Origin of the sequence: Mariprofundus micogutta (genome assembly GCF_001895085.1) — a bacterium.
Taxonomy (GTDB): domain Bacteria; phylum Pseudomonadota; class Zetaproteobacteria; order Mariprofundales; family Mariprofundaceae; genus Mariprofundus; species Mariprofundus micogutta.
In genome coordinates, this window is record NZ_BDFD01000003.1 from 153,624 (window position 1) to 173,999 (window position 20,376).

Here is a 20,376-nt window from a genome sequence, read left to right on the forward strand (position 1 = left end):
CCTCAGTCCAGAACATCACAGACATAACGGGCGATCATTTTTTCCTCATCGGTGGCAACAACCAGAACAGAGACATTCGCATCGTCAGCGCTGATAAAACCGTGCGACTGGCTGCCATGCAGGCTATTTTTCAATCCATCCAGTTCTGCTCCCAGAAAAGCCAACTGCTGCACCGTTTTAGCACGCACAGCTTCTGCATGTTCACCGATGCCGCCGGTAAACACAATCGCATCAATATGGCCAAGGGCTACCGCCAGAGATGCCAAAGATTTTGCCAGCCGGTAGCAGAACAGGTCTACAGCAAGCCGGGCACGCTCATGACCGGCATCCGCCGCTTCCAGCAAGGTACGCATATCATTACTCAACCCGGATATTCCCAACAGCCCCGACTGCCGGTTCAGAGCATCGGTAATCGTCGCCAGTGAATCATCACGCTGTCTGGCTATAAAATCATGCAGCCCCGGATCAACATCACCGCTGCGGGTACCCATGACCAGCCCCTCCAACGGGGTCATACCCATTGTGGTATCCACACTGACTCCGCCAGCTATCGCCGCGGCACTACAGCCATTACCCAGATGAGCTGTTAACAACCGGCAATCATCAAACTCTCGCCCCAGCAACCCGGCAGCCTGTTGTCCGACATAGTGGTGGCTGGTACCGTGAAAGCCGTAACGACGCACGCCATATTCACTATACCAATGGTAAGGGACGGCATAGAGACTGGCATGTGGCGGCATAGCATGATGGAAGGCTGTATCAAAAACAGCAACATGGGGAATGGCTGGCAAATGCTCCATCAAAACGCGAATACCCAGTAAATTCGACGGATTATGCAGCGGTGCGAGATGCGATAGTGATTCAATCTCAGCCATGGCTGCGTGATCGAGCCGGACAGGAGCAACAAAACGTTCACCGCCATGTACGACCCGGTGCCCGACAGCCGTAATCTGCTGTTTGTTCACTTTCAGGAACAGGCTATCCAGCATCTGCTGCATGGCAGCAAGATGTTCCGCGCCGGAGATATCAAAGCTCTGCGTGGTATCCGCAACCGTCCAGCTTACTGATGCACCCGCCTCACCCAGACGCTCGGCCATACCTTCGGCCAACAGCTTTTCCGACGGCATGTCAATGAGGGCCATCTTGATCGAGGAGCTGCCGGTGTTGATGATCAGAATCATTTTCTCAGCCAGCGCACTCAAACCCGATCTGTAAGTCGTATCACTGGGAGAATGAGCCTTCGATATCAGCCAGAGCCGGGAACCATTCAATCAACCAGCCTGAAACAATGCTGAAACTGCCGAGGAAAATCATTGCTCCGACAATAATCAGCAGGATACCGGAGAGCTTTTCCACCAGGTCAAAATGGTGTTTGAAACGCTGAGACCAACGCAGGAATGAGTCGGTTGCAAGGGCCGCGAGCAAAAACGGGATGGCAAGACCAAGAGAGTAAACTCCGAGCAGCGCAACGCCGCGCATCATTTCCGCCTGGGCACCCGCAACAGCGAGAATAGCACCAAGGATGGGTCCAATACATGGAGTCCAGCCAAAGGCAAATGCCGAGCCCAGCACGAGAGCGCCAATGCCGTGTTTGGCATTAACGCCACCGGCATCAAAGCGCGCTTCCATCATCAGCAACGGAATACGTATTATGCCAGCATAGTGTAAGCCGAAAATTACAATCACAATACCTGCAAACTTGGCCAGTATTGCCATATTGGAGAGCATCCACTGACCAAGCAGTGATGCGGATGCGCCAAGAGCAATAAATACAAGACTGAATCCGGCAATAAACCAGAGCGACTGAATCAGCGCATGTCTGCGCGCGGAACCTGCCTGTGCATCATGCTGGCGAAGTTCATTAACCGATACGCCGGAGATATAGGACAGGTAAGCCGGAACCAGCGGCAACACACAGGGCGACAAAAAAGACAGCAGCCCGGCCAGCAACGCGCCTGCATATGTAACTTCAATCATTCAACTCTCCACTAGTAACGCTCTATTTCGTAACGGCTGTAAGTCGCAGCTCCAGCACATTACTTACTTCACCATATCCGCAAGCCAGTTTGCATAATCGGGACTAGCCTCACAAACACTCCAGACAATCTCAGGTGTTTCATAGGGATGATGTTCATGCAACCAGCTGACGACCTCATCACAAAGTTCTGTGCTGGTTTTGATACTCATGTAACACTCTTGCTCATGCTCTACTTTATCCTGCCAGCGATAAAGAGACAGGCCGGAGCCGCTAATCTGCACACAAGCTGCAAGCCGCGCCTCAAGCAAAGCTTCAGCAAGCTTTTTGGCCTGCAACTCGCTCGACAGGCTAGTCTTGACGACGCTGATTTTCATCATGCGCTATGATAGCCTGTTCCAACACAATCGGAAGCCTGTTGTCGCGCTCGCGCAGGCCTGCTAGAAATGAGTTGAAAGGAGCAACCGCCATGTCTGAATCTATTACCAGTATATTGGAAGAAAATCGCAGCTTTGATCCCCCGCAGGGACACAAAGGTCATATTGCATCTATGGATGATTATTATTCCTTACGCGAACAGTTTGATACAGATTTCGATGAAACATGGAAGGTACTGGCGCGTGAGCATTTACACTGGAATGAACCTTTCGGCCGTGTACTTGATCGTAGCAAGGCCCCTTTTTTCAGCTGGTTTGAGGGTGGGAAGCTCAACCTTTCTGAAAACTGCATTGATCGCCATGTCGAAGCCGGGCTGGGGGAGCGCACGGCCATTATCTGGGAAGCGGAAGGCGGTGAAGTACGCCGTATCTCTTATCGTAACCTGCTTGCTGATGTCTGTCGGGCAGCCAATGCCCTGAAAGAGCTCGGCATACAGGCCGGCGACCGCGTTGTTATTTATATGCCGATGATTCCTGAAGCTGCCATTGCCATGCTGGCCTGCACACGTATTGGCGCTGTGCACTCTGTGGTTTTCGGTGCATTTTCTCCCCAGGCACTGCGTGATCGCATTCAGGATGCTGAGGCTAAACTGATCATCACTGCCGATGGTGGTGGTCGCCGTGGTGGTACACATGCCTTGAAACCCAGTGTTGATGAAGCGCTGCAGGAAGAGTGCCGCAGCCTTAAACATGTGCTCATAGTTCGTCACGCAGGCAATGAAGTCAGCTGGACGAATGGTCGTGATATCGACTGGCATGAAGCGCTCAAGGTACAATCAGATGTATGCCCGCCACTGGCGGTGGATTCAGAACATCCGCTGTTTATTCTTTATACATCCGGCTCCACCGGAAAACCCAAAGGCATCCTTCACTCAACAGCCGGTTATCTGTTATGGGCACGCCTGACCATGCGCTGGTCCTTCGACTTCAGGGCTGATTCCGATGTGTTCTGGTGCACCGCCGATGTCGGATGGATCACCGGCCACACCTATTCGATTTACGGGCCTCTGGCCTGCGGTGGCACGACAGTGATGTATGAAGGCGTTCCCACTTTTCCTGATCCGGGCAGACTATGGAAAATCTGTGCCGATCATGGTGTTACAGTCTTTTATACCGCGCCCACCGCTATCCGCGCCCTGATCAAGGCTGGGGATGAATGGCCGCAGAAACATGACCTCTCCCGCCTGCGTGTGCTCGGGACCGTTGGTGAACCTATCAATCCGGAAGCATGGATGTGGTATTACAATGTCATTGGAAAAGGACGATGCCCGATTGTTGATACCTGGTGGCAGACTGAAACCGGCGGCCATATGATTGCCCCCATGCCGTTTGCCACACCGACCAAGCCGGGCTCAGCTACCATGCCCTTGCCCGGCATTGATGTGGCTGTTGTCGATGAAGCAGGCAAACAGATTACCGAGGGCGGAGGCCTGCTGGTTATTCGTCAGCCGTGGCCATCCATGCTGCGCGGAGTTTGGGGTGATGATCAGCGTTTCGTGGATACCTACTGGAGAAAGTTTGATGGCCAGTATTATTTTGCCGGTGACGGTGCCCGCAAGGATGAAGACGGCTATGTCTGGATCATGGGCCGCGTGGATGACGTACTCAATGTTTCGGGGCACAGGCTCGGCACGATGGAGATCGAATCAGCGCTGGTTTCCCATGAATCGGTTGCTGAAGCCGCCATCGTTGGTCGCCCGGATGACATCAAGGGTGAAGCAATCTGCGCCTTTGTCACACTCAAATGCGAGGCGACTGATGGGTTGGTTGCAGAATTGCGTGCGCACGTCGGCAAAGAGATCGGTGCAATAGCCAAACCGGATGAAATCCGCTTTTCCGATAGCCTGCCTAAAACCAGATCAGGTAAAATTATGCGCCGCTTACTGCGCGATATTGCTGCCGGCCGCGAAATCACCTCGGATATCTCCACACTGGAAGATCAGAGCGTGATCAAGCAGCTGCAGCGACCTAGCGTATAATGTGTTCTGTTCGATGAGGTTCATCTGAAAGGTCCACACCTGTTTCGCCATCCGGTGGGGATATTTCCACCGGGTGCACGCTGGTATCTGGCTGCCATTGCAGTTGTTTCACTGCTGTCTGTTGCCATGCATCTGTCCATTCAGATCAGAGCTCAGGAGCAAGCCGAAAACCTGATTCATCAATGGGGAGAAGAGGCTGGCATTAATATCGGCAGCGTCCGCTATCATCTATTGAGGAATGGTTTGATTCTGAAAAATGTACAACTGGAGCGACAACGTGATTCACTTGCCATTGCACACCTGTTTATCCACGCTAACCCGAAACTTCTTACGGGCGAAAACCCGAAAATAGGCCAGGTTGAAATCATCGGTTTTGATGCCGTAGTCTGGAACCCTGAGCAAAGAGCTGCCTGGAAAGATGATCAAAAACTGCTGCGAATCTGGCAAGCCACGCAATCACTCACTGTATCCAACGCTTCGTTGACACTGTATCTCAAAGACAAACTGACACCGCCAATCAAGCTGGATAGTCTATCCATGGACCTGAAAATTCAGAAAGCGGTACGTAACATTTCGGCCCGTGCCCGACTGGCTGGTGCCCCCGTACAGTGGCAGTGGTCTTACCATGACAAACCGGAAAAGCAAAATAAATGGAGCGCTAAAGGAGAAGCTGAATGGCGCAATGTTGACAGTATCCTTCTCACCAATGCGCTGGGGCTGGTGCAGACTGATGGGTTATTATCAGGGCGAACGAACTGGACGATCAACAATAACGGCAGCACAAGCATCCAGGGTAAAGCAGAGCTGTCGGACGAACCCAATACAGCGCCTTCTCATGAGATCAACTGGTCCGGCAATCAGATTGAAAACGAGTGGAAACTGGATGTGGCAGCCAGAGACTGGCCTGTCCAATTATGGGCGAAAAGCCTGCCCTCGTTCGCGGAAAAAACACTAAGTCATGCCCTGCTTGATGCAGACCTACGATGGATACAAAAAAATAACAACTGGAACCTCTCCACTGCGCAGGCCAAGCTAAGCAAGGTGCGTTATGCGGATTCGCATCAGACGGAAAATAATCGCCACGATTGGACATGGGATGAGATCAATCTAAAAGATGTATGGCTGAATTTCAGCAGCCGCAAAATGCATGCCGCAAGTATCACAACAGATCATTCCCTGATGATCTTTCAACCACATCAGCATGCAGTCCGGCCAGCCAACTCAAGCCACGGCAATCGACATACCGGCTACTGGGACATCAGCGCCGACAAGATAGACGTTAGTCATATGACACTTGGCCTGGCGACGAGTCAGGGCAAGTTGCTGCTACCCGAGCTTAAGGGCTATTGCAGCTGGAGTCTGTCGGATAAAATCAACTTTAACTTGCGCTCCATGCAACAGCATGATGAGACAGTCAACAACCAGGATACTACACAGCCTGCAGAGTGGCGCTTGAACGGTCAGGCGCACTACAAACATGGAGCTGTCAAAAAGTCAGAATTCAGACTACGTGGAAATCATATCGATCTTGCCCTGCTGCGTCCGTTCATACCCCTGCAGGGTGATAGCAACAGATCCATGGGTCTCTCCGGTGAAAGCGATTTAAATCTGAGTGTCTCAATCACAGATGGGCTATGGCGGGCACACGGAAAAGCCTCTGCGGCTGATGTACAAATCTCCCATGCAGGTGATACGTGGACGGCAAAACGGGTTGAAACAAGATTCGGACCGGTGGGTATGGAGCTTGATAGCCAGCAGATAGACTTGTTCAATGCCAATGACTGGCACTACACCACCGCACTTAAACCGCTGCCCGGCTACCTGCCTGCAACAGATCGCAAAGCAGACACTCCTCACTCTCACATCAGCTGGTGGAAAAAGAAGCTAAGTACATCGAACTGGGAAATTGGCCAGCTAAACTGGGAAAACGGCAGGGTAAGCATTGGTAACAATGATGCAACATGGATGGAACAACTGAATATCCAGATCAACAGCATTAAACCGGATCACTGGGCAAGCATCACCGCTGATGGGCGAGTAGGTCAGGGCAAGGCCTCCCTGAATGGACACTGGTATGTTTTATCTGACAATCAGCGATTCAAGGGCAGAGTATCCATTGACAACAGCCTGCCATTTTTTCTGCACGACTGGATGTTTGCATCAGGCATGCCACGACTGGTCCGGGGGCGGATTTCTGCACAACTGAATATCAAAGATGGCGAAGCGGGTAATAGTTATGCAAGCCTGGTGAAACTGAAACTGGCGCGTGCCGTTACAGAGACCCGGGTTTCTCCTGATGACCCCATGATTGAGCGGACAGGTTTCAGTACTCAGGGACTGCTGGAACGATTAAGCCAGAGCAACGATATCATCTCACTCAACTTCGAAAATCATGGCGACTGGAACACGCAACCGCTGGATTTGCATCGACTGGGCCTGTCAATGCAGCGGACTTTACAGCAGGCTGCTACCGGCAACACAACAGATGCCCCTGACACAAAAGCAAAGCCCGTGAATACAGAAGCCCCCATCATCGGCACACGTATTCGTTTGCGCGAAGAAGGTCGCCTGTCATTAAACGAAAGGATCAGACTGCGTTCTGCACTTCGCGACCTGAAAAACAGGTCCGGCTGGACACTTGATCTGGTACCCAAGTGGACGGGCAAATCAATTGATGCTGAAACAATCAAACGCATCCGTTATACCCAGAAGATGATCGAACGCTTTGCCAGATATCAGAGTCTACCTGCAGACATGATTTATCCGACCTGGCCTACGCCTAAGGACCATGCCAATGAAATCGGTTCGATACAGGTTACCCTGACCCCGCCAAGGCACAAACTCTGACGCCTCAAAACACCCTGAACCCTAAAACTGCAGTTCGGCAGAGAGTTTCGCTTCAATAAACTGAGTATGATGAATACCCAACAGATCAGCCATGCGACGGATAATCTGTTCTTCATAGGGATCCACTATGCCATCAGCCATCGCGACAGCCCATAGCTCAGTCAGAATGACGATTCGTTCCTGAGTGGAAAAACCTTTGACCACAATCGAGGTGAACTGGTGCAGGTCCAGAGCTTTATCCACCTCAGCAGAAGCCTGTTCAATCAATGCATGAATTTCTGTCTCGGAAAGGTCAAAGCGTTTTTCCAGTGCAACCATCATACTGCTGCGTTCAGCTTCATGCAGATGTCCATCCATACGCATCACTTCAACCATCAAAGCTGCAACGGCCAGAGACACATCATGTCCCCGCTGCTCTTTCGTACTGACTGCAGCCGTCTTCCACATTTTCTGAAGCTTCCTGATCATGCATCACACCTCGTTGCCGGACACGACAAGCATAAGGTTGCCATTGCTCTTGGCAACGCCGGGCAGCCCTATAGGCTTGCGCAAATCATGCTGGCTATCTTTCTGCTCTTTTCAATTCCCATTGGCTGCTTTGCCAGCTGGTTTGGCTGGAAAGCATATCAGGCAGGCAGGAAAAATATTGTCTTCGCCATGGCCTGGGTCGCATTTCTCTGTTTCAGCTCTGCCCTTCTCATAGGTGGCTGGGCATTCATCGCCACTGCTGCTTCCTGATATTTCCCCTTAAGAAACTGTTGGCTACTGCGCTATACTGCCAATATGTCTGACTCACAATCTCCTGTTCAGCTCTATGTTGGTGCAGAACTCGCCCGCTACGGTTTTGCTGAAGCACACCCCTTCGGCCCGGATAGAATGGACGCTTTCTGGCAGGAGACCATCAGCCGGAATCTGGATAAACAAGTAGAAATAAGCACGCCGGTTATGGCAGAACGTGGAGCCATTGAACGCTTCCATACACCCGAATATGTCGAACGCGTTATAAGCCAATCCGAATCAGGTCAGGGTTATCTGGATTTTGGTGATACCCCTGCGTTCAAAGGTGTGTATGAAGCTGCCGCCACGGTTGTCGGCAGCGTACTGGCGGCTGCCGAAGTGGCCATCAATGGCGCCCATCCTCGTTGTTTCATCCCGATCGCCGGCCTGCATCATGCACGCCGCAATATGGCTGCCGGTTTCTGCGTGTTCAACGATGCTGGAGTGCTTATTGAAACACTGCGCAGCGAATACGGTATCCGGCGCATCGCTTATGCGGATATCGACGCACATTTTGGAGATGGCGTCTTTTACGCTTTCGAGTCCGATCCGGATCTGTGCACTGTTGATATACATGAAGATGGAGCCCATCTCTATCCCGGCAGCGGTTTTGCCGATGAAACCGGCACTGGAGAAGCGCTGGGAAGCAAATTGAACCTGCCAATGCGTCCGGGTGCAAACGATGAGGAATTCATGAAAGTCTGGCCCGAAGCCGAGGCCTTCATCCGCGCATTCAAACCTGAATTCATTATCTTCCAATGTGGTGCCGACTCGATTGCCGGCGACCCGATTACCGACATGTGCTTCACTCCGAAGGCACACGCCCATGCTGCAGCATCGCTATGCCGCCTTGCAGATGAATTCGCTCAGGGACGTATCATTGCCCTCGGTGGTGGCGGTTATAACAGGGTAAATTTGGCAAAAGCCTGGAATGTGGTGTTAGCGCAACTCTGCCTTACTTAACATCCAGGACAGCTCCTTCACCACGCTGGTCAGCAATGCCGGTTAACTGTTTATCTATCCTATCCCATATAATGACATGCATATTACCGTACTTTCGATTCATCGGTTTGAGAATATGCCCACGCGCCTGCAGTTCTTTGCTGACTGCGGGGCTAAAAGCCTCCTGTTCGTGCTGGATCACATCGGGCAGGAACTGGTGATGAAAGCGCGGGTCATTCACCCAATTGGCAGGTGCTGACTCATCAAGCATGAAACCGAGGCTTGCGAGCAGCACCATCGAGATAATGCGCGAACCGCCGGGGGTACCTACGATGAAAGTGCGATCGGGGCCTATGACGAATGTTGGCGTCATCGATGAGAGCATGCGTTTGCCAGGCGCTACGGCATTCGCCGCTCCCTGCACCAGACCATAGGCATTCGCTTTGCCGGGGCGAGTGGCGAAATCATCCATCTCATCATTGAGCAGAATGCCTGTGGATGGGGAGACATAAGCGGAGCCAAAAGCGTAGTTGATTGATAGCGTGGCCGAAACCATATTGCCTTCGGAATCAATCACTGAGAAATGGGTCGTATCGGTGCCAGACCCGATGGCATCGGAACTGTTGCCAAGCTCTCGGCTTGGCGTAGCACGATCCATACGAATACCAGCCCGCAAACGTGCTAAACGATGCTCGTTGAGCAGATCAGGAATCTCGACGAAATCGCTATCGCCCATGTGCTCATTGCGGTCCCGGTATGCGCGCTTCATCGTTTCGACCAGCAGATGAACCCGATCAGTCCGATTCAGAACTTTGAGATCATCATTCTTCAACTGACCGAATACATGCGCCAATGTCATGCCACCGGATGATGGCAGAGGTGCAGAGATCAGCTTGTACGCATTGTACTCAAAGGTAACCGGTTTGCGCTCAATAACACGATAATCGGCCAAGTCGGCTGCACGGATCAGACCACCATCCCGTATCATATCAGCAACAAGTCGTCCGGCTGTCTCACCGCGATAGAAATCTTCTGCCCCGCCTTTGGCGAAACGGATCAGGGTATCAGCAAGTGCGCCCTGTTTTATTGTCTCGCCTGACATGAACTGATTGCGTGCAACATCATTGAACGCCTTACCTCGCCATTTGATCATGCCCTTCAGTCGTGGCGACACTACAAAACCATTCTTCGCCAGATCGATCGCAGGCTGTGTAATGACTGAACGGTTCAGTTTGCCGTACCGCGTGACCAGATGATCTACGCCTGCTGCCAAGCCGGGAACACCAGCAGACTGTGGACCGTCAATGCTGGATGCTGTTTCATACACTTCCCCGTTGCCTGCCAGCCTCGGTGAAATTTCACGCGCATCGAGCATCACATAGCGATCCTCTTTGGCGATATAGAGCAGGAAAAAACCTCCACCGCCGATACCGGATGAACCCGGCTCTGCCACACCCAGAGCCAGAGCCGTCGCAGCAGCAGCATCAAAAGCATTACCGCCCTGCTTTAACATCTGAGCACCGGCTTCTGCTGCACTCTTCTGTGCAGCCACAACCATGCCCGATCCGGGATTCGCCGCATGAGCTGCCAACGGCAGCAACAGGGTTACAGCTAAGAATAGAGACCTGATCATATCACTTTCTCCAATAAATGGTGAATACCCGTAGGCAGGGCATAACCTTCAATAGACGGCACCCATCGGCCATCTCCGCGCGGTTCAGTTTCAGACTGATCGGGATAAAGATGTAAGCGTCGATGTGTTAACTGGTGGATATGTGCCGGTTCTTGTTCAGGGCACTCTTCAAGTTCGGTAATGGGCGGCGTCCACAATCCAGCCCAGATTCCTGAATCCGGCCGCTGACTGAGCCATATCCCTTTCTCCGGACAGATGAAAAGATGGATGCGCCAGTGAACATCAAGCACAGCTACCGGCTTACGAATCTCCTTTGAAATATCTACGTGAAAGGCCGAAGCACAGTGATGCTGCACCGGACACTGCTCACAGGATGGAGACTTCGCCGAACATACAGTTGCACCCAACTCCATCATGGCCTGATTCCAGATCGCCGGATCGTCTGCAGTTTCAATAGCCTGTTGGGCCAGTAGCCACAATTCTTTATCGCCGGTTTCCGGTTTCGCATACCAGCGTTTCAACACGCGTTTCACGTTTCCATCCAGCACCGCTGTGAACGTGCTGAAACAGAAAGATGAAATAGCTCCTGCGGTAGAACGACCAATACCGGACAGCTTCATGATATCGTCAAACTCATTCGGAAAACGGCCGTCATAATCAGATTGAATCATCTGTGCAGAGCGATGGATAAAGCGGGCACGGCGATAATAACCCAGCCCTTCCCAGGCTTTAAGCACATCATCGGCAGATGCTGAAGCCAGCGCCTCAATTGTCGGGAAAGCCTCAAACCATCCCAGATAACGTGGCAGCACGGTTTTCACCTGAGTCTGCTGCAGCATGATCTCGGAGATCCAGATGTGATACGGGTCAGTTGTTTCACGCCACGGCAGTTTTCGGGCATGCAGAGCGTACCAACTGAGTAGAGCCTTACATCGGTCGGAAGACAAATCGATCCTCTACCACCTCAAAGGTCAGATAAAAACTGACTTTATCCAGTCCCCAGGATGATGGCAGCACCTTGAATGGTGCTGCAGCGTGAATAGCCTCAAGCGCACTATTATTGATTTGCGGTATCGGGCTTGGTCGCAGAATTTCAACACCGGCCAGATCACCACTGCGATCAATCGAGATTTTAATCAGGGATCGACGAGCCTCTTCGGCAAACTCTTCATAATTAGCCTGTCCGGGTCGCCATTGCTCTTCCAGCGCCCGTACCAATGCCTGTGCATAGGGTGCATATTTGGCCTGGCGTGTATTAATCGGGATATCAGCTTCACGGGACAGCTTCTGTTGCAAGCGTTTCTCACGCTGGAAATCGCGGGACAAACGGGACATTGCCATAGTTGATGGCATCAGGTTAGCCAACGGAACCTGTTTGGCCTTCTTTGCAGGCTCTTTCTGCCTGGTTTTCTTCTCTCGCTTATTACTCAGGCTATTATCTGCAGTTGTACCGCGCTTGGCCAACAAGCGTGCGCGCTGCTGCTGATTGGGTACGGGAGGCGTTTTCGGCTGCTGCGGGGCAACTGGTCTGGGCTTGCGCTGCTGCATGCTTGGCATCGGCGCTCTTGCCTGCCGTGTCATGCGGTCCCGTGCTTTACTACTGCCACCTGTAGCGCTGCGATTGGACATGGTTTTAGCATCTTCGGGTGCTTTTTCAGGTTTTGTTTTCTCATCATCGAGAAGTACCACATCCATAATCTGTGGTGTGTCCTTTTTCGGCAGGGGTTTATCATCATCAACCAGACCGACAAACAGCACGAGCAACAGATGCGCAACAATAGATGCGAAAAGTGATGCGCCCACACGGCGCTGATCGGTATTGATATTATAATTCATCTGTCAGCCGGGCTGAAATATACCTTGCCAGCGCCCCATTAATCCAGCCGGTAATGCAGGAGAGTAGCAATAATGGTGGTAGTGCATAATAAAGTGCGCTCTGTTGAATAAATAAAGACTCCACAGTTATAAACTGAGCCAGCATATGAGCAAGAGCTGCGAGTAGACTTATACCGATCAAACTGATGCCCGGAATACAACGCCAGGCCATAATCATGACCATTGCAGCAGCAAGGCCTCCGGCCATCGAAACAACAAAGGTCGGCGTAAACAGAGTGCCTATAAAAAAACTGCCAACTACTACTCGCCCGATGGCCAGCGCAATGGCAGCACGCGGCCCCATCAGCACCAGCACCAGCAATGTCACCAGGTTAGCCAGCCCGGGTTTGAACCATGGGCCGAGACTTGGCAGTGCCGCCTCAAAAACATGCAGTCCAATCGCCAGGAGCAACAGTGCCAGCCACTGACCTTTGCGTTCAAGTTCGGACAATGAAGGTCGGGGAATCATTGATTCAGGCATCTTATTCAACAATGGCATCATAAGTTGATGCCGATTTGCCGCGCACAGTGATCAGAATCCGATTCGGTACGCAGGCAATCATATCACCTGCATGTCGATGAACACCTGACTGTACGCAATGCTGGGTTGTACATGGCGACGACACGATACGAACTCCCTCCTGATCCAACAATACCTCTGACGTTCCCAGTTCTCCTTCAATATGGAGGCGCTGTGCTGCCTCTCCGGGTTGAGGTAATGGATAAGTGGCGAGCAATACCTGCCCATGATAAATCTCGGCAACAGCAGGACCCGCAGCAATCCGGGACTGAATCACAAACCATGAAATAACGATAGCAAGCAGTGATACGCACAATAACAGACGGTCGACCTTGCTGCCCTTGAGCAGCATCAACATACTGTGGTCAGATTCACGTGTAAGCAGTGCCATATGCGCCGATGGTAACAGCAGCAATGCCCTGCAAGCTATGGGAGGTTTTATGAACGTATTGATCACAGGAGCAAATCGAGGCATCGGCCTGGGTTTTGTGCACCACTATCTGGAGCAGGGTTGCCACGCATGGGCCTGCTATCGATCAAATCCGGGAGCCCTGGCTGATCTGGCACCTGAGCACCTGCATCTACTGCAATGGGATGTCGGCCTTGATCAGGATCCGCTTGGAGATCTGCCCGAAGTTATTGATCTTCTGATTAACAACGCCGGCATCTACGGCCCGGGCAAAGATGGCCAGTCACTCAGCAATATCACTGCTGATGCCATGCTGGATGTGTTTAATGTGGACTGTGTGGGGCCTTTACGTGTGGTACAGAAACTGGCTGACCGGGTCATCACTGCCAAAGGAACTATCGCCAACCTCAGTTCAAAAATGGGTTCTTCCGATGACAATTCAAGCGGCGGCACCTATGCCTACCGCGCCGCCAAGGCAGGACTGGTGATTATATCCAAATCCATGGCCATGGACCTGGCTCCGCATGGTGTGCATGTCATCACCCTTCACCCTGGCTGGGTCGCCACAGATATGACCGGTAATAACGGACTGATCAATATCGAAACATCCGTACGCGGAATGTGCGCAGTCATTGCCACTGCGCGTAATTTTTCCCCGGGACAGTTTATAGCATTTGATGGCAAGGTTGTTCCATACTAAACTAAGCTGAATAGTCATTGGGAGGGCACGATGGAATCATTGAACATACAGGAATTAACCGACGTATATATTATACCCTGGGGTATCAATATTGTCATGGCTCTGGCCATCTTTATTGTCGGCCGCTGGATTGCACGCATGCTGCTGAACGTCGTTGACAAGATGCTGAACAAGGCGGGCATGGATACCATGCTGGTCAGCTTCGTACACTCCATCCTCAATGCTTTGCTGCTGTTATTCATCATCATCGCATCACTTGATCAACTCGGTGTGGACACCACTTCATTCATCGCCCTGATCGGTGCTGCAGGTCTGGCAGTGGGTCTGGCTCTACAGGGCTCATTGCAAAACTTCGCATCAGGTGTACTGCTGATTGTCTTCCGCCCTTTCAAAGTCGGTCATTTTATTGAAGCAGGCGGTGCAACTGGCGTCGTAGAAGAGATTGGTATTTTCAGCACTCGCATGAAAACAGGTGATAATCGTGAAATTATTGTACCCAACGGGGCTATTTACGGCGGCACCATCACCAACAACTCAGCCCGCGATACCCGCCGCGTCGATATGGTATTCGGCATCGGCTATGACGATGATATTCGTAAAGCCAAGGAGCTCATGCAGGCCATCATTGATGCCGATGAGCGAATCCTGAAAGAGCCCAAGCCGCTGATTGCCGTAGGCGAGCTGGCCGACTCCAGTGTTAATTTCAATGTGCGGCCGTGGGTCAATTCAGGCGATTACTGGGGCGTTTACTTCGACCTCAACGAAAAAATCAAACTTGCATTTGATGACAACGGCATATCCATCCCCTATCCGCAGATGGATGTGCACCTAAACAAACCTGAATAATTAACAAGGCGCCTCAATACGAGGCACCTTGTTCTTTTCCTATATAAAGCAATTATTTCACAAACTTACTTATGCCCGGCGAGAATCATGCGATATAAATAAGATGCACCGTAAAACTCTGACCACCCGACGAATTATCAGCCTCATCGTGAGAATGGTACTTATCGTATTATCGGCAGAAATCCTCGTCATGCTGATATTTAACCATTTTCATATCGAGACCCGACTTTCAGAAATACAGCTGGCTATCGCTGACAGTCTGTTATTGCTGCTGATCGCAGCATACCCTGCACTGAGGTGGGTCATCAGGCCGATAATTCGGGCTGCGCAAGTATCTGCCGCACATACTGAAATGCTTGCTGCTGCACTCGAAAATGCAGGCGAAAGTGTGATTATCACAGATGCTGACTGCATCATGGTGCATGTAAACAAGGCTTTTGAAGCTACAACAGGTTATACCTTTCAGCAGGCAGTCGGCCGCAACCCCAACATGCTCCAGTCCGGCATACAAAACTCAGCCTTCTATGAACGGATGTGGAACGCGCTTAATCACAATGGAGAATGGAAGGGTGAGCTGTGGAACAGGCGGGCTGATGGCAGCATATATCCGGAAGTCTTACACATTCGTGCCATTCTGGATGCTCAACATGAGTTGCAATATTATATCGGTACTTTCTCGGATATTTCCGAACGCCTTGAACTGGAAAAAGCAGCTCGTCAAAGCCAGAAAATGGAGGCGCTGGGAACCCTTGTTGGCGGAGTGGCACACAACTTCAACAACATTCTCTCAGGCATCATTGGAAAAGCCTATCTGGCAAAGAAGAAAAGCACTTCAGATGCAGTTCAACGCCATCTGGATGACATTCATCAGTTGGGCATGGATGGCTCAACCCTGATCAGGCAACTACTATCTTTCTCTCAGGATAGCACGCATGACATTCAAAAAATTCCATTCACCACGCTATTGAAAGCTACGCTGAAAAGTCTGCAATCTAGCATGGAGGAAGAGATTCAGGTGCAAACGAACTTCCCCGAAGAGGAACTGTTTGTGTTTGGTGATGCAGGACAGCTGCAGCAGAGCTTCGTAAATCTCATCAACAATGCCACTGATACGCTCAGAAACTCTGAGGATAAACTCATCAAGGTCACTCTGGAAGAGCGCCGTTGCTCGGTCTGTCCTCAATCTGAAGCCTGTGATAGCTGCAATGGCCACGTTGTCCATCTCTGTGTTGAAGATAGCGGCTGTGGTATTCATGAATCAGAAATGGAGCATATTTTTGATCCGTTTTTTACTACCAAAGATGAAGGAACCGGACTCGGGCTCTCTATGGTTGAAGGTGCAATCAAATCACACGGCGGCTCCATCCATGCTGAAAGTAAACTCAATCACGGAACCACCTTGACCATCTGCCTGCCTCTGAATAACCCGAATGCCGATTCAGCCAGCCATGATGAGTATCATATATAAGGAAAAGTCGGACCAGAAATCACCGCAGAGGATTTGATTTACGAAGATTCAGCACGCACAGCAAACGAGAGCGCTTCACCCGGTTCATCACCGAGGCAGATCACTGAATGCCATACGCAGGTGTCCAGATCACGCTGGCCCATGAGCAGTACATCACCGGCCTGCAGGATATAGCCATATCCCTTCTTGATCAGGTGATGCGTAAACAGAGCTGAGCGATCCATCACCGCTTCCACCAATTCGTGATCGAATTCGTCCATATAAGCTGAGAGTACTGCCTTGTCAGATAACAGTTCCGCCAAAGCAATGCGGTCGCTGGCTTCCGGCAGCAGTCGGATAATCTCATCGCCATTGACCGGATCAGTAACAAAATCGATCAGCTCATCCATCAACTTCGGCTTGGCCAGCGCCAGCCAGAAGGTGGAGCCTGTAATCTGGGCAAAGACCACACCATTATGACCACGTTCCACATCGTGATGCATCTGGGCCCCGCCATTCGGTGCATTGAAATATACAATACGTTCAACGAACTCAGGTTTGCCGCCAACAATGTCGGACATCAGTGATACAATCGGCTCATTTTCTGTGATGGCTGCAGATTCAGGGAACATCACATCACAGAGTTTTCCGCCCCATAGCTGGCGATTCGGATCGGCAGCCACATCTTCCAGACACTCCATGCCAAAAGAGAAACGAAAGCGCAGTGATGCATCATCTTCGATAAAGGATAACCAGGATGCCTTGCACCAGAGATCCTCCGCCGCACATTCGCCATCCACCACAGCATCGAAATAGACCTTCTCGATACCCTGCTCATCATGCTCCTCAAACGATGAAGCTGTCAGCTGAAATTCATCCCCCAGTTGCTGCTTATAAAAATCAGCCTCCAGTGACGACGACAGCCCCCCTGTTTCCAGGGTCTCTTCCATCAACGCTCGTGCCCGATCAATCGCTGTTGCAAAATCGTCCAGCTTCAGGACAGCAGGCAACATCACGGCTTTATCCTGATTCCAGAGTCTCACAACCTCTGCCGCATCCGGCATCCCGGCTCTCTGCTCGTCAGCAACCCAACCCAGCTGGTAGCCGCGCCGGTTCAACGGTTTAAGCTGATCTGCAATCTCTTTCGGTGCATCCTTGATGTCGCTGTAATAGTGCATATTTATCCTGTGTTCTGTTGTTATACCGGTCCGGCCTGTAGCACCTGGGGTGGCACTTCAGTTTCAAACGGTTCGAATGCAGCCCTGAAAAGATCAGCAAGCTCTCTGGCTGTATCAACATAGGCCAGTTGATCATCCCATGTTGCAATCGGATCCAGCGTTTCCGGCATCATCAAACCGAAAATCGGATGGCGCTGAAATTTGATCTTATCCAATTGACCGGTCAGCGCTGCAGACAGCAATGTGCGTGTGAGATCAATATCCATACGTTCACCCACGCCATAAGGGCCTCCGCTCCAGCCGGTATTGAGTAACCATACCGTCACATTGCCATCACGAATTTTTTCACCGAGCAGTTTCGCATATACGGATGGATGGCGTGCCATAAATGGTGCCCCGAAACATGGACTAAAAGTCGCCTGGGGTTCAGTAATGCCTGCTTCAGTTCCGGCAACCTTGGCTGTATAGCCAAGCAGGAAGTAATACATCGCCTGTTCCGGTGAAAGCCTGGAAATTGCAGGCAACACGCCGAAAGCATCAGCCGTAAGCATGATAATGTTCTTCGGCTGGCTGGCCACGCCGGGATATATAGCATTGGGAATCGCCTGAATCGGATAAGCTGCGCGGGTATTTTCTGTCAGACTTGTATCATCAAAATCCACGCGCCTTGTCGCCACATCCAGTCCGACATTCTCGAGTATGGAACCGAATCGCTCCGTGGCATTATAGATTAAAGGCTCCTTCTCCCGGCTAAGGTGATCCACCTTGGCATAACAACCACCCTCGAAATTGAAGATATCATGCTCACTCCAACCCAGTTCATCATCACCAACCAGCCTGCGTTCAGGATCGGATGAGAGTGTGGTTTTGCCCGTACCTGAAAGGCCGAAGAAAATAGCCGCATCGCCGTCCACACCCACATTAGCCGATGCATGCATAGGCAGCACATCCTGATCCGGCAGCAGATAATTCATGATCGTAAAAATCGATTTCTTGATTTCACCCGCATAAGCCGTGCCGCCGATCAGGGCGATACGGCGAGTCAGGTGTAGAATAATAAAGGCTTCTGAATTGGTGCCATCCTGACTCGGCATGGCATGGAAATGCGGTACGTGCAGTACAGTAAATTCAGGTTCGTTGGTGCCAATCTCACGACCAACATCTACAGGGCGAACAAACATGGTACGCGCAAACAGCGCATGCCAGGCATCCTGTGTAATTACCCTTAGCGGCTTCTCAAAACGTGAATCAGCACCTACCAGACAATCTTCAACATAAACATGCTGGCCTTCCAGGTATCGCTGTACGCGCGCATACAGGGCATCGAATTTTTCCTCGGAGATAGCGCGATTGAAATCACCCCACCATACGCGGTCATGAGCGGTTTCATCATCAACGATAAACTTGTCCTTCACCGCTCGACCTGTGAAATGCCCCGTGCGCACCACCAGTGCCCCGAGATGAGCCAGATGGCCTTCACGGTTTCGAATCACATGTTCATAAAGACTGGGGGTTGGCAGATTCCAGTATACATCCTCAAGATTCTTCAGGCCCAGATGATTTACGGAAAGCTCTTCGCTGATCTGCTTTGTATTATATGCCATATATCCCTCGATCTATCCTACACATATCTGCCGCAGCAATATCAGGGCCAACTAAGCCTTTATCTTAATTCCATCGATATTATGTGCTGGCAAGAAGAATTTCGCCAATATTTCACATTGATAATTTGTACTGCAAGGGTTCAAAACGTTTATCTTAAGTATTTTCATATCGATAATCTAAACTAAGCATTCGAAAATATAATTTTCGCCCCGAAAAGCTCCAGCTGAGTGGTCCGACATCTCCTTGCAATATCGAATATCAATACTTCGTCATCCATATAACATGATATTTGCAATCCCAAACCGTGTGACTGCCGCGCTTATAATCTTGCATACTTTGGAAGGCTATCTATCCGTCGCCTAAAGGCGAGGGGTTTACGAATCCCTTATCGGGGACTCTAAATAGTACGGGAGTGATCACTCCGGATCGTCTGAAACCCCGTCATACATCGCACTGTATGCGTCTATTACCCTTTTATGTTTTGCAGGTGGTTGTCTTTTACTAAACAAGGCTGCTTTATCGTTTATGATATAAGGAAGACAGCAAAATAGATCGCCACCATGGGTTGAAATAAACTCATCAACAAAAATTTTTATGTTTTCAATTGTCGACACATTATAGCCGAGTATCTCAGCCTCTTGGTTAGAAATCTCTTCCTCAGAGTCTGGCATCGTATCAATCCAGAACATGGGATAAGGTTTATTATCCAAAACTCCCTTTAGTATTTTCTTTCCATCATACCTTAAGTCAAGCATTGGAGGATTATCTTCAGGAGACGTCGCACCTCTAACTTTGGCTACCAAAAGTGCCAAATCCACAGAAACCATCATCTTTCTTGGTGTAGATAAGCTTGCCACTCTAAAGCCTATATCAATAGAAGGTCCGATAAAGTCACGAACCAAGCCAGATCTCTCGTTACGCTCATAAAACTTTTTCAACAAGCTTATGTTGCTGTGAAGAGGGCTTTGCGCATCATATGTCTCAAAGTCCGTGCATTCTTTAAGGTCTGTTGACTGGATTACCTCAACGTTCACTGCGGGGAAGCCCGCCAGCCAAGAAGTAAGCTTCACATTCAGGGGTGTTATTCAGCGTTCAAAATTGACCCCCTAGAGGGGTAAATCAGCGTCCAAATTTGACCCCCCTGTAGTATCCCCAGCTAATGATTTAGTTGGAGGAAAAAACAGGAGTGATCACAGTGGAAACGAA

General features: G+C 50.7%; 19 protein-coding genes and 1 pseudogene. 7 read left to right on the top strand and 13 right to left on the bottom strand.

Translation table 11 applies throughout. The features are described from left to right. Window positions 1-2: 2 nt before the first annotated feature. The 3 genes from MMIC_RS03075 to cutA all read right to left on the bottom strand — a co-directional run bounded on the left by MMIC_RS03075 (window position 3) and on the right by cutA (window position 2,352). On the bottom strand, window positions 3-1,181 hold the full coding sequence (locus MMIC_RS03075; RefSeq protein WP_072658983.1) for an acetate/propionate family kinase: 1,179 nt from the start codon (window positions 1,179-1,181) through the stop codon (window positions 3-5). A 40-nt stretch (window positions 1,182-1,221) separates the two neighbouring features. Then, complete coding sequence (locus MMIC_RS03080; RefSeq protein ID WP_072658915.1) at window positions 1,222-1,977, bottom strand: cytochrome c biogenesis CcdA family protein; 756 nt, start codon at window positions 1,975-1,977, stop codon at window positions 1,222-1,224. A gap of 63 nt (window positions 1,978-2,040) precedes the next feature. Next, window positions 2,041-2,352: a divalent-cation tolerance protein CutA gene (gene cutA, locus MMIC_RS03085; RefSeq protein WP_227819323.1), complete on the bottom strand. Its 312-nt coding sequence runs from the start codon at window positions 2,350-2,352 to the stop codon at window positions 2,041-2,043. A gap of 92 nt (window positions 2,353-2,444) precedes the next feature. Here cutA and acs point away from each other — a divergent pair, with 92 nt between their 5' ends. Next, entirely contained in the window at window positions 2,445-4,391 is a 1,947-nt protein-coding gene (gene acs, locus MMIC_RS03090; RefSeq protein ID WP_072658919.1) for an acetate--CoA ligase, read from the top strand. 54 nt (window positions 4,392-4,445) lie between these two features. Continuing rightward, window positions 4,446-7,238 carry a hypothetical protein gene (locus MMIC_RS03095; RefSeq protein ID WP_072658921.1) on the top strand — a complete coding sequence of 931 codons (2,793 nt, stop codon included), beginning with the start codon at window positions 4,446-4,448 and terminating at the stop codon, window positions 7,236-7,238. 21 nt (window positions 7,239-7,259) lie between these two features. Here the strand turns inward: MMIC_RS03095 and MMIC_RS03100 are convergent, their stop codons facing one another. Then, on the bottom strand, window positions 7,260-7,706 hold the full coding sequence (locus MMIC_RS03100) for a tellurite resistance TerB family protein (protein WP_072658923.1): 447 nt from the start codon (window positions 7,704-7,706) through the stop codon (window positions 7,260-7,262). 87 nt (window positions 7,707-7,793) lie between these two features. Between MMIC_RS03100 and MMIC_RS03105 the strand changes: the two genes are divergently transcribed. Together MMIC_RS03105 and MMIC_RS03110 are read left to right on the top strand one after the other, a co-directional pair. Beyond that, the gene (locus MMIC_RS03105; RefSeq protein ID WP_083530410.1) at window positions 7,794-7,976 is read left to right on the top strand and encodes a hypothetical protein; all 183 of its coding nucleotides are present in this window, start codon (window positions 7,794-7,796) and stop codon (window positions 7,974-7,976) included. A 45-nt stretch (window positions 7,977-8,021) separates the two neighbouring features. Beyond that, window positions 8,022-8,978 carry an acetoin utilization protein AcuC gene (locus MMIC_RS03110; protein WP_072658925.1) on the top strand — a complete coding sequence of 319 codons (957 nt, stop codon included), beginning with the start codon at window positions 8,022-8,024 and terminating at the stop codon, window positions 8,976-8,978. On the opposite strand, the gene ggt is transcribed toward MMIC_RS03110, so the two are convergent. Genes ggt through MMIC_RS03135 form a run of 5 tightly spaced genes read right to left on the bottom strand, consistent with a single transcriptional unit; the run spans window position 8,971 to window position 13,376 of the window. Continuing rightward, the gene (gene ggt, locus MMIC_RS03115) at window positions 8,971-10,590 is read right to left on the bottom strand and encodes a gamma-glutamyltransferase (protein WP_072658927.1); all 1,620 of its coding nucleotides are present in this window, start codon (window positions 10,588-10,590) and stop codon (window positions 8,971-8,973) included. The two genes, MMIC_RS03110 and ggt, sit on opposite strands and share 8 nt — an antisense overlap. Continuing rightward, window positions 10,587-11,537: an A/G-specific adenine glycosylase gene (gene mutY / locus MMIC_RS03120; RefSeq protein WP_072658929.1), complete on the bottom strand. Its 951-nt coding sequence runs from the start codon at window positions 11,535-11,537 to the stop codon at window positions 10,587-10,589. Before mutY ends, ggt begins: the two co-directional genes overlap by 4 nt. Next, window positions 11,518-12,426 carry a TonB C-terminal domain-containing protein gene (locus tag MMIC_RS03125; protein ID WP_072658931.1) on the bottom strand — a complete coding sequence of 303 codons (909 nt, stop codon included), beginning with the start codon at window positions 12,424-12,426 and terminating at the stop codon, window positions 11,518-11,520. The genes mutY and MMIC_RS03125 overlap by 20 nt, the downstream gene beginning before the upstream one ends. Then, window positions 12,416-12,946: a Gx transporter family protein gene (locus MMIC_RS03130; protein ID WP_143144853.1), complete on the bottom strand. Its 531-nt coding sequence runs from the start codon at window positions 12,944-12,946 to the stop codon at window positions 12,416-12,418. Before MMIC_RS03130 ends, MMIC_RS03125 begins: the two co-directional genes overlap by 11 nt. A gap of 1 nt (window position 12,947) precedes the next feature. Continuing rightward, window positions 12,948-13,376 carry a NusG domain II-containing protein gene (locus MMIC_RS03135; protein WP_227819324.1) on the bottom strand — a complete coding sequence of 143 codons (429 nt, stop codon included), beginning with the start codon at window positions 13,374-13,376 and terminating at the stop codon, window positions 12,948-12,950. Window positions 13,377-13,425: 49 nt separating this feature from the next. Here MMIC_RS03135 and MMIC_RS03140 point away from each other — a divergent pair, with 49 nt between their 5' ends. The 3 genes from MMIC_RS03140 (at window position 13,426) to MMIC_RS03150 (ending at window position 16,408) form a co-directional block, all read left to right on the top strand. Continuing rightward, a complete protein-coding gene (locus MMIC_RS03140) occupies window positions 13,426-14,094 on the top strand; it encodes an SDR family oxidoreductase (RefSeq protein ID WP_072658933.1) in 669 nt (222 codons plus the stop codon). A gap of 30 nt (window positions 14,095-14,124) precedes the next feature. Further along, entirely contained in the window at window positions 14,125-14,940 is an 816-nt protein-coding gene (locus tag MMIC_RS03145) for a mechanosensitive ion channel family protein (protein WP_072658935.1), read from the top strand. A gap of 154 nt (window positions 14,941-15,094) precedes the next feature. Continuing rightward, on the top strand, window positions 15,095-16,408 hold the full coding sequence (locus MMIC_RS03150) for a two-component system sensor histidine kinase NtrB (protein WP_227819325.1): 1,314 nt from the start codon (window positions 15,095-15,097) through the stop codon (window positions 16,406-16,408). Between the two features lie 38 nt (window positions 16,409-16,446). Here MMIC_RS03150 and MMIC_RS03155 read toward each other — a convergent pair whose 3' ends face one another. The 4 genes and pseudogenes from MMIC_RS03155 to MMIC_RS03170 all read right to left on the bottom strand — a co-directional run bounded on the left by MMIC_RS03155 (window position 16,447) and on the right by MMIC_RS03170 (window position 20,108). Then, entirely contained in the window at window positions 16,447-17,565 is a 1,119-nt protein-coding gene (locus tag MMIC_RS03155; RefSeq protein ID WP_072658939.1) for a hypothetical protein, read from the bottom strand. A 20-nt stretch (window positions 17,566-17,585) separates the two neighbouring features. Beyond that, on the bottom strand, window positions 17,586-19,169 hold the full coding sequence (gene pckA, locus MMIC_RS03160; protein ID WP_072658940.1) for a phosphoenolpyruvate carboxykinase (ATP): 1,584 nt from the start codon (window positions 19,167-19,169) through the stop codon (window positions 17,586-17,588). Between the two features lie 262 nt (window positions 19,170-19,431). Further along, window positions 19,432-19,503, bottom strand: a pseudogene (locus MMIC_RS13005) (IS200/IS605 family transposase); the annotation flags it as partial. Between the two features lie 83 nt (window positions 19,504-19,586). Beyond that, window positions 19,587-20,108 carry a hypothetical protein gene (locus MMIC_RS03170; RefSeq protein ID WP_171966443.1) on the bottom strand — a complete coding sequence of 174 codons (522 nt, stop codon included), beginning with the start codon at window positions 20,106-20,108 and terminating at the stop codon, window positions 19,587-19,589. Between the last annotated feature and the right edge of the window lie 268 nt (window positions 20,109-20,376).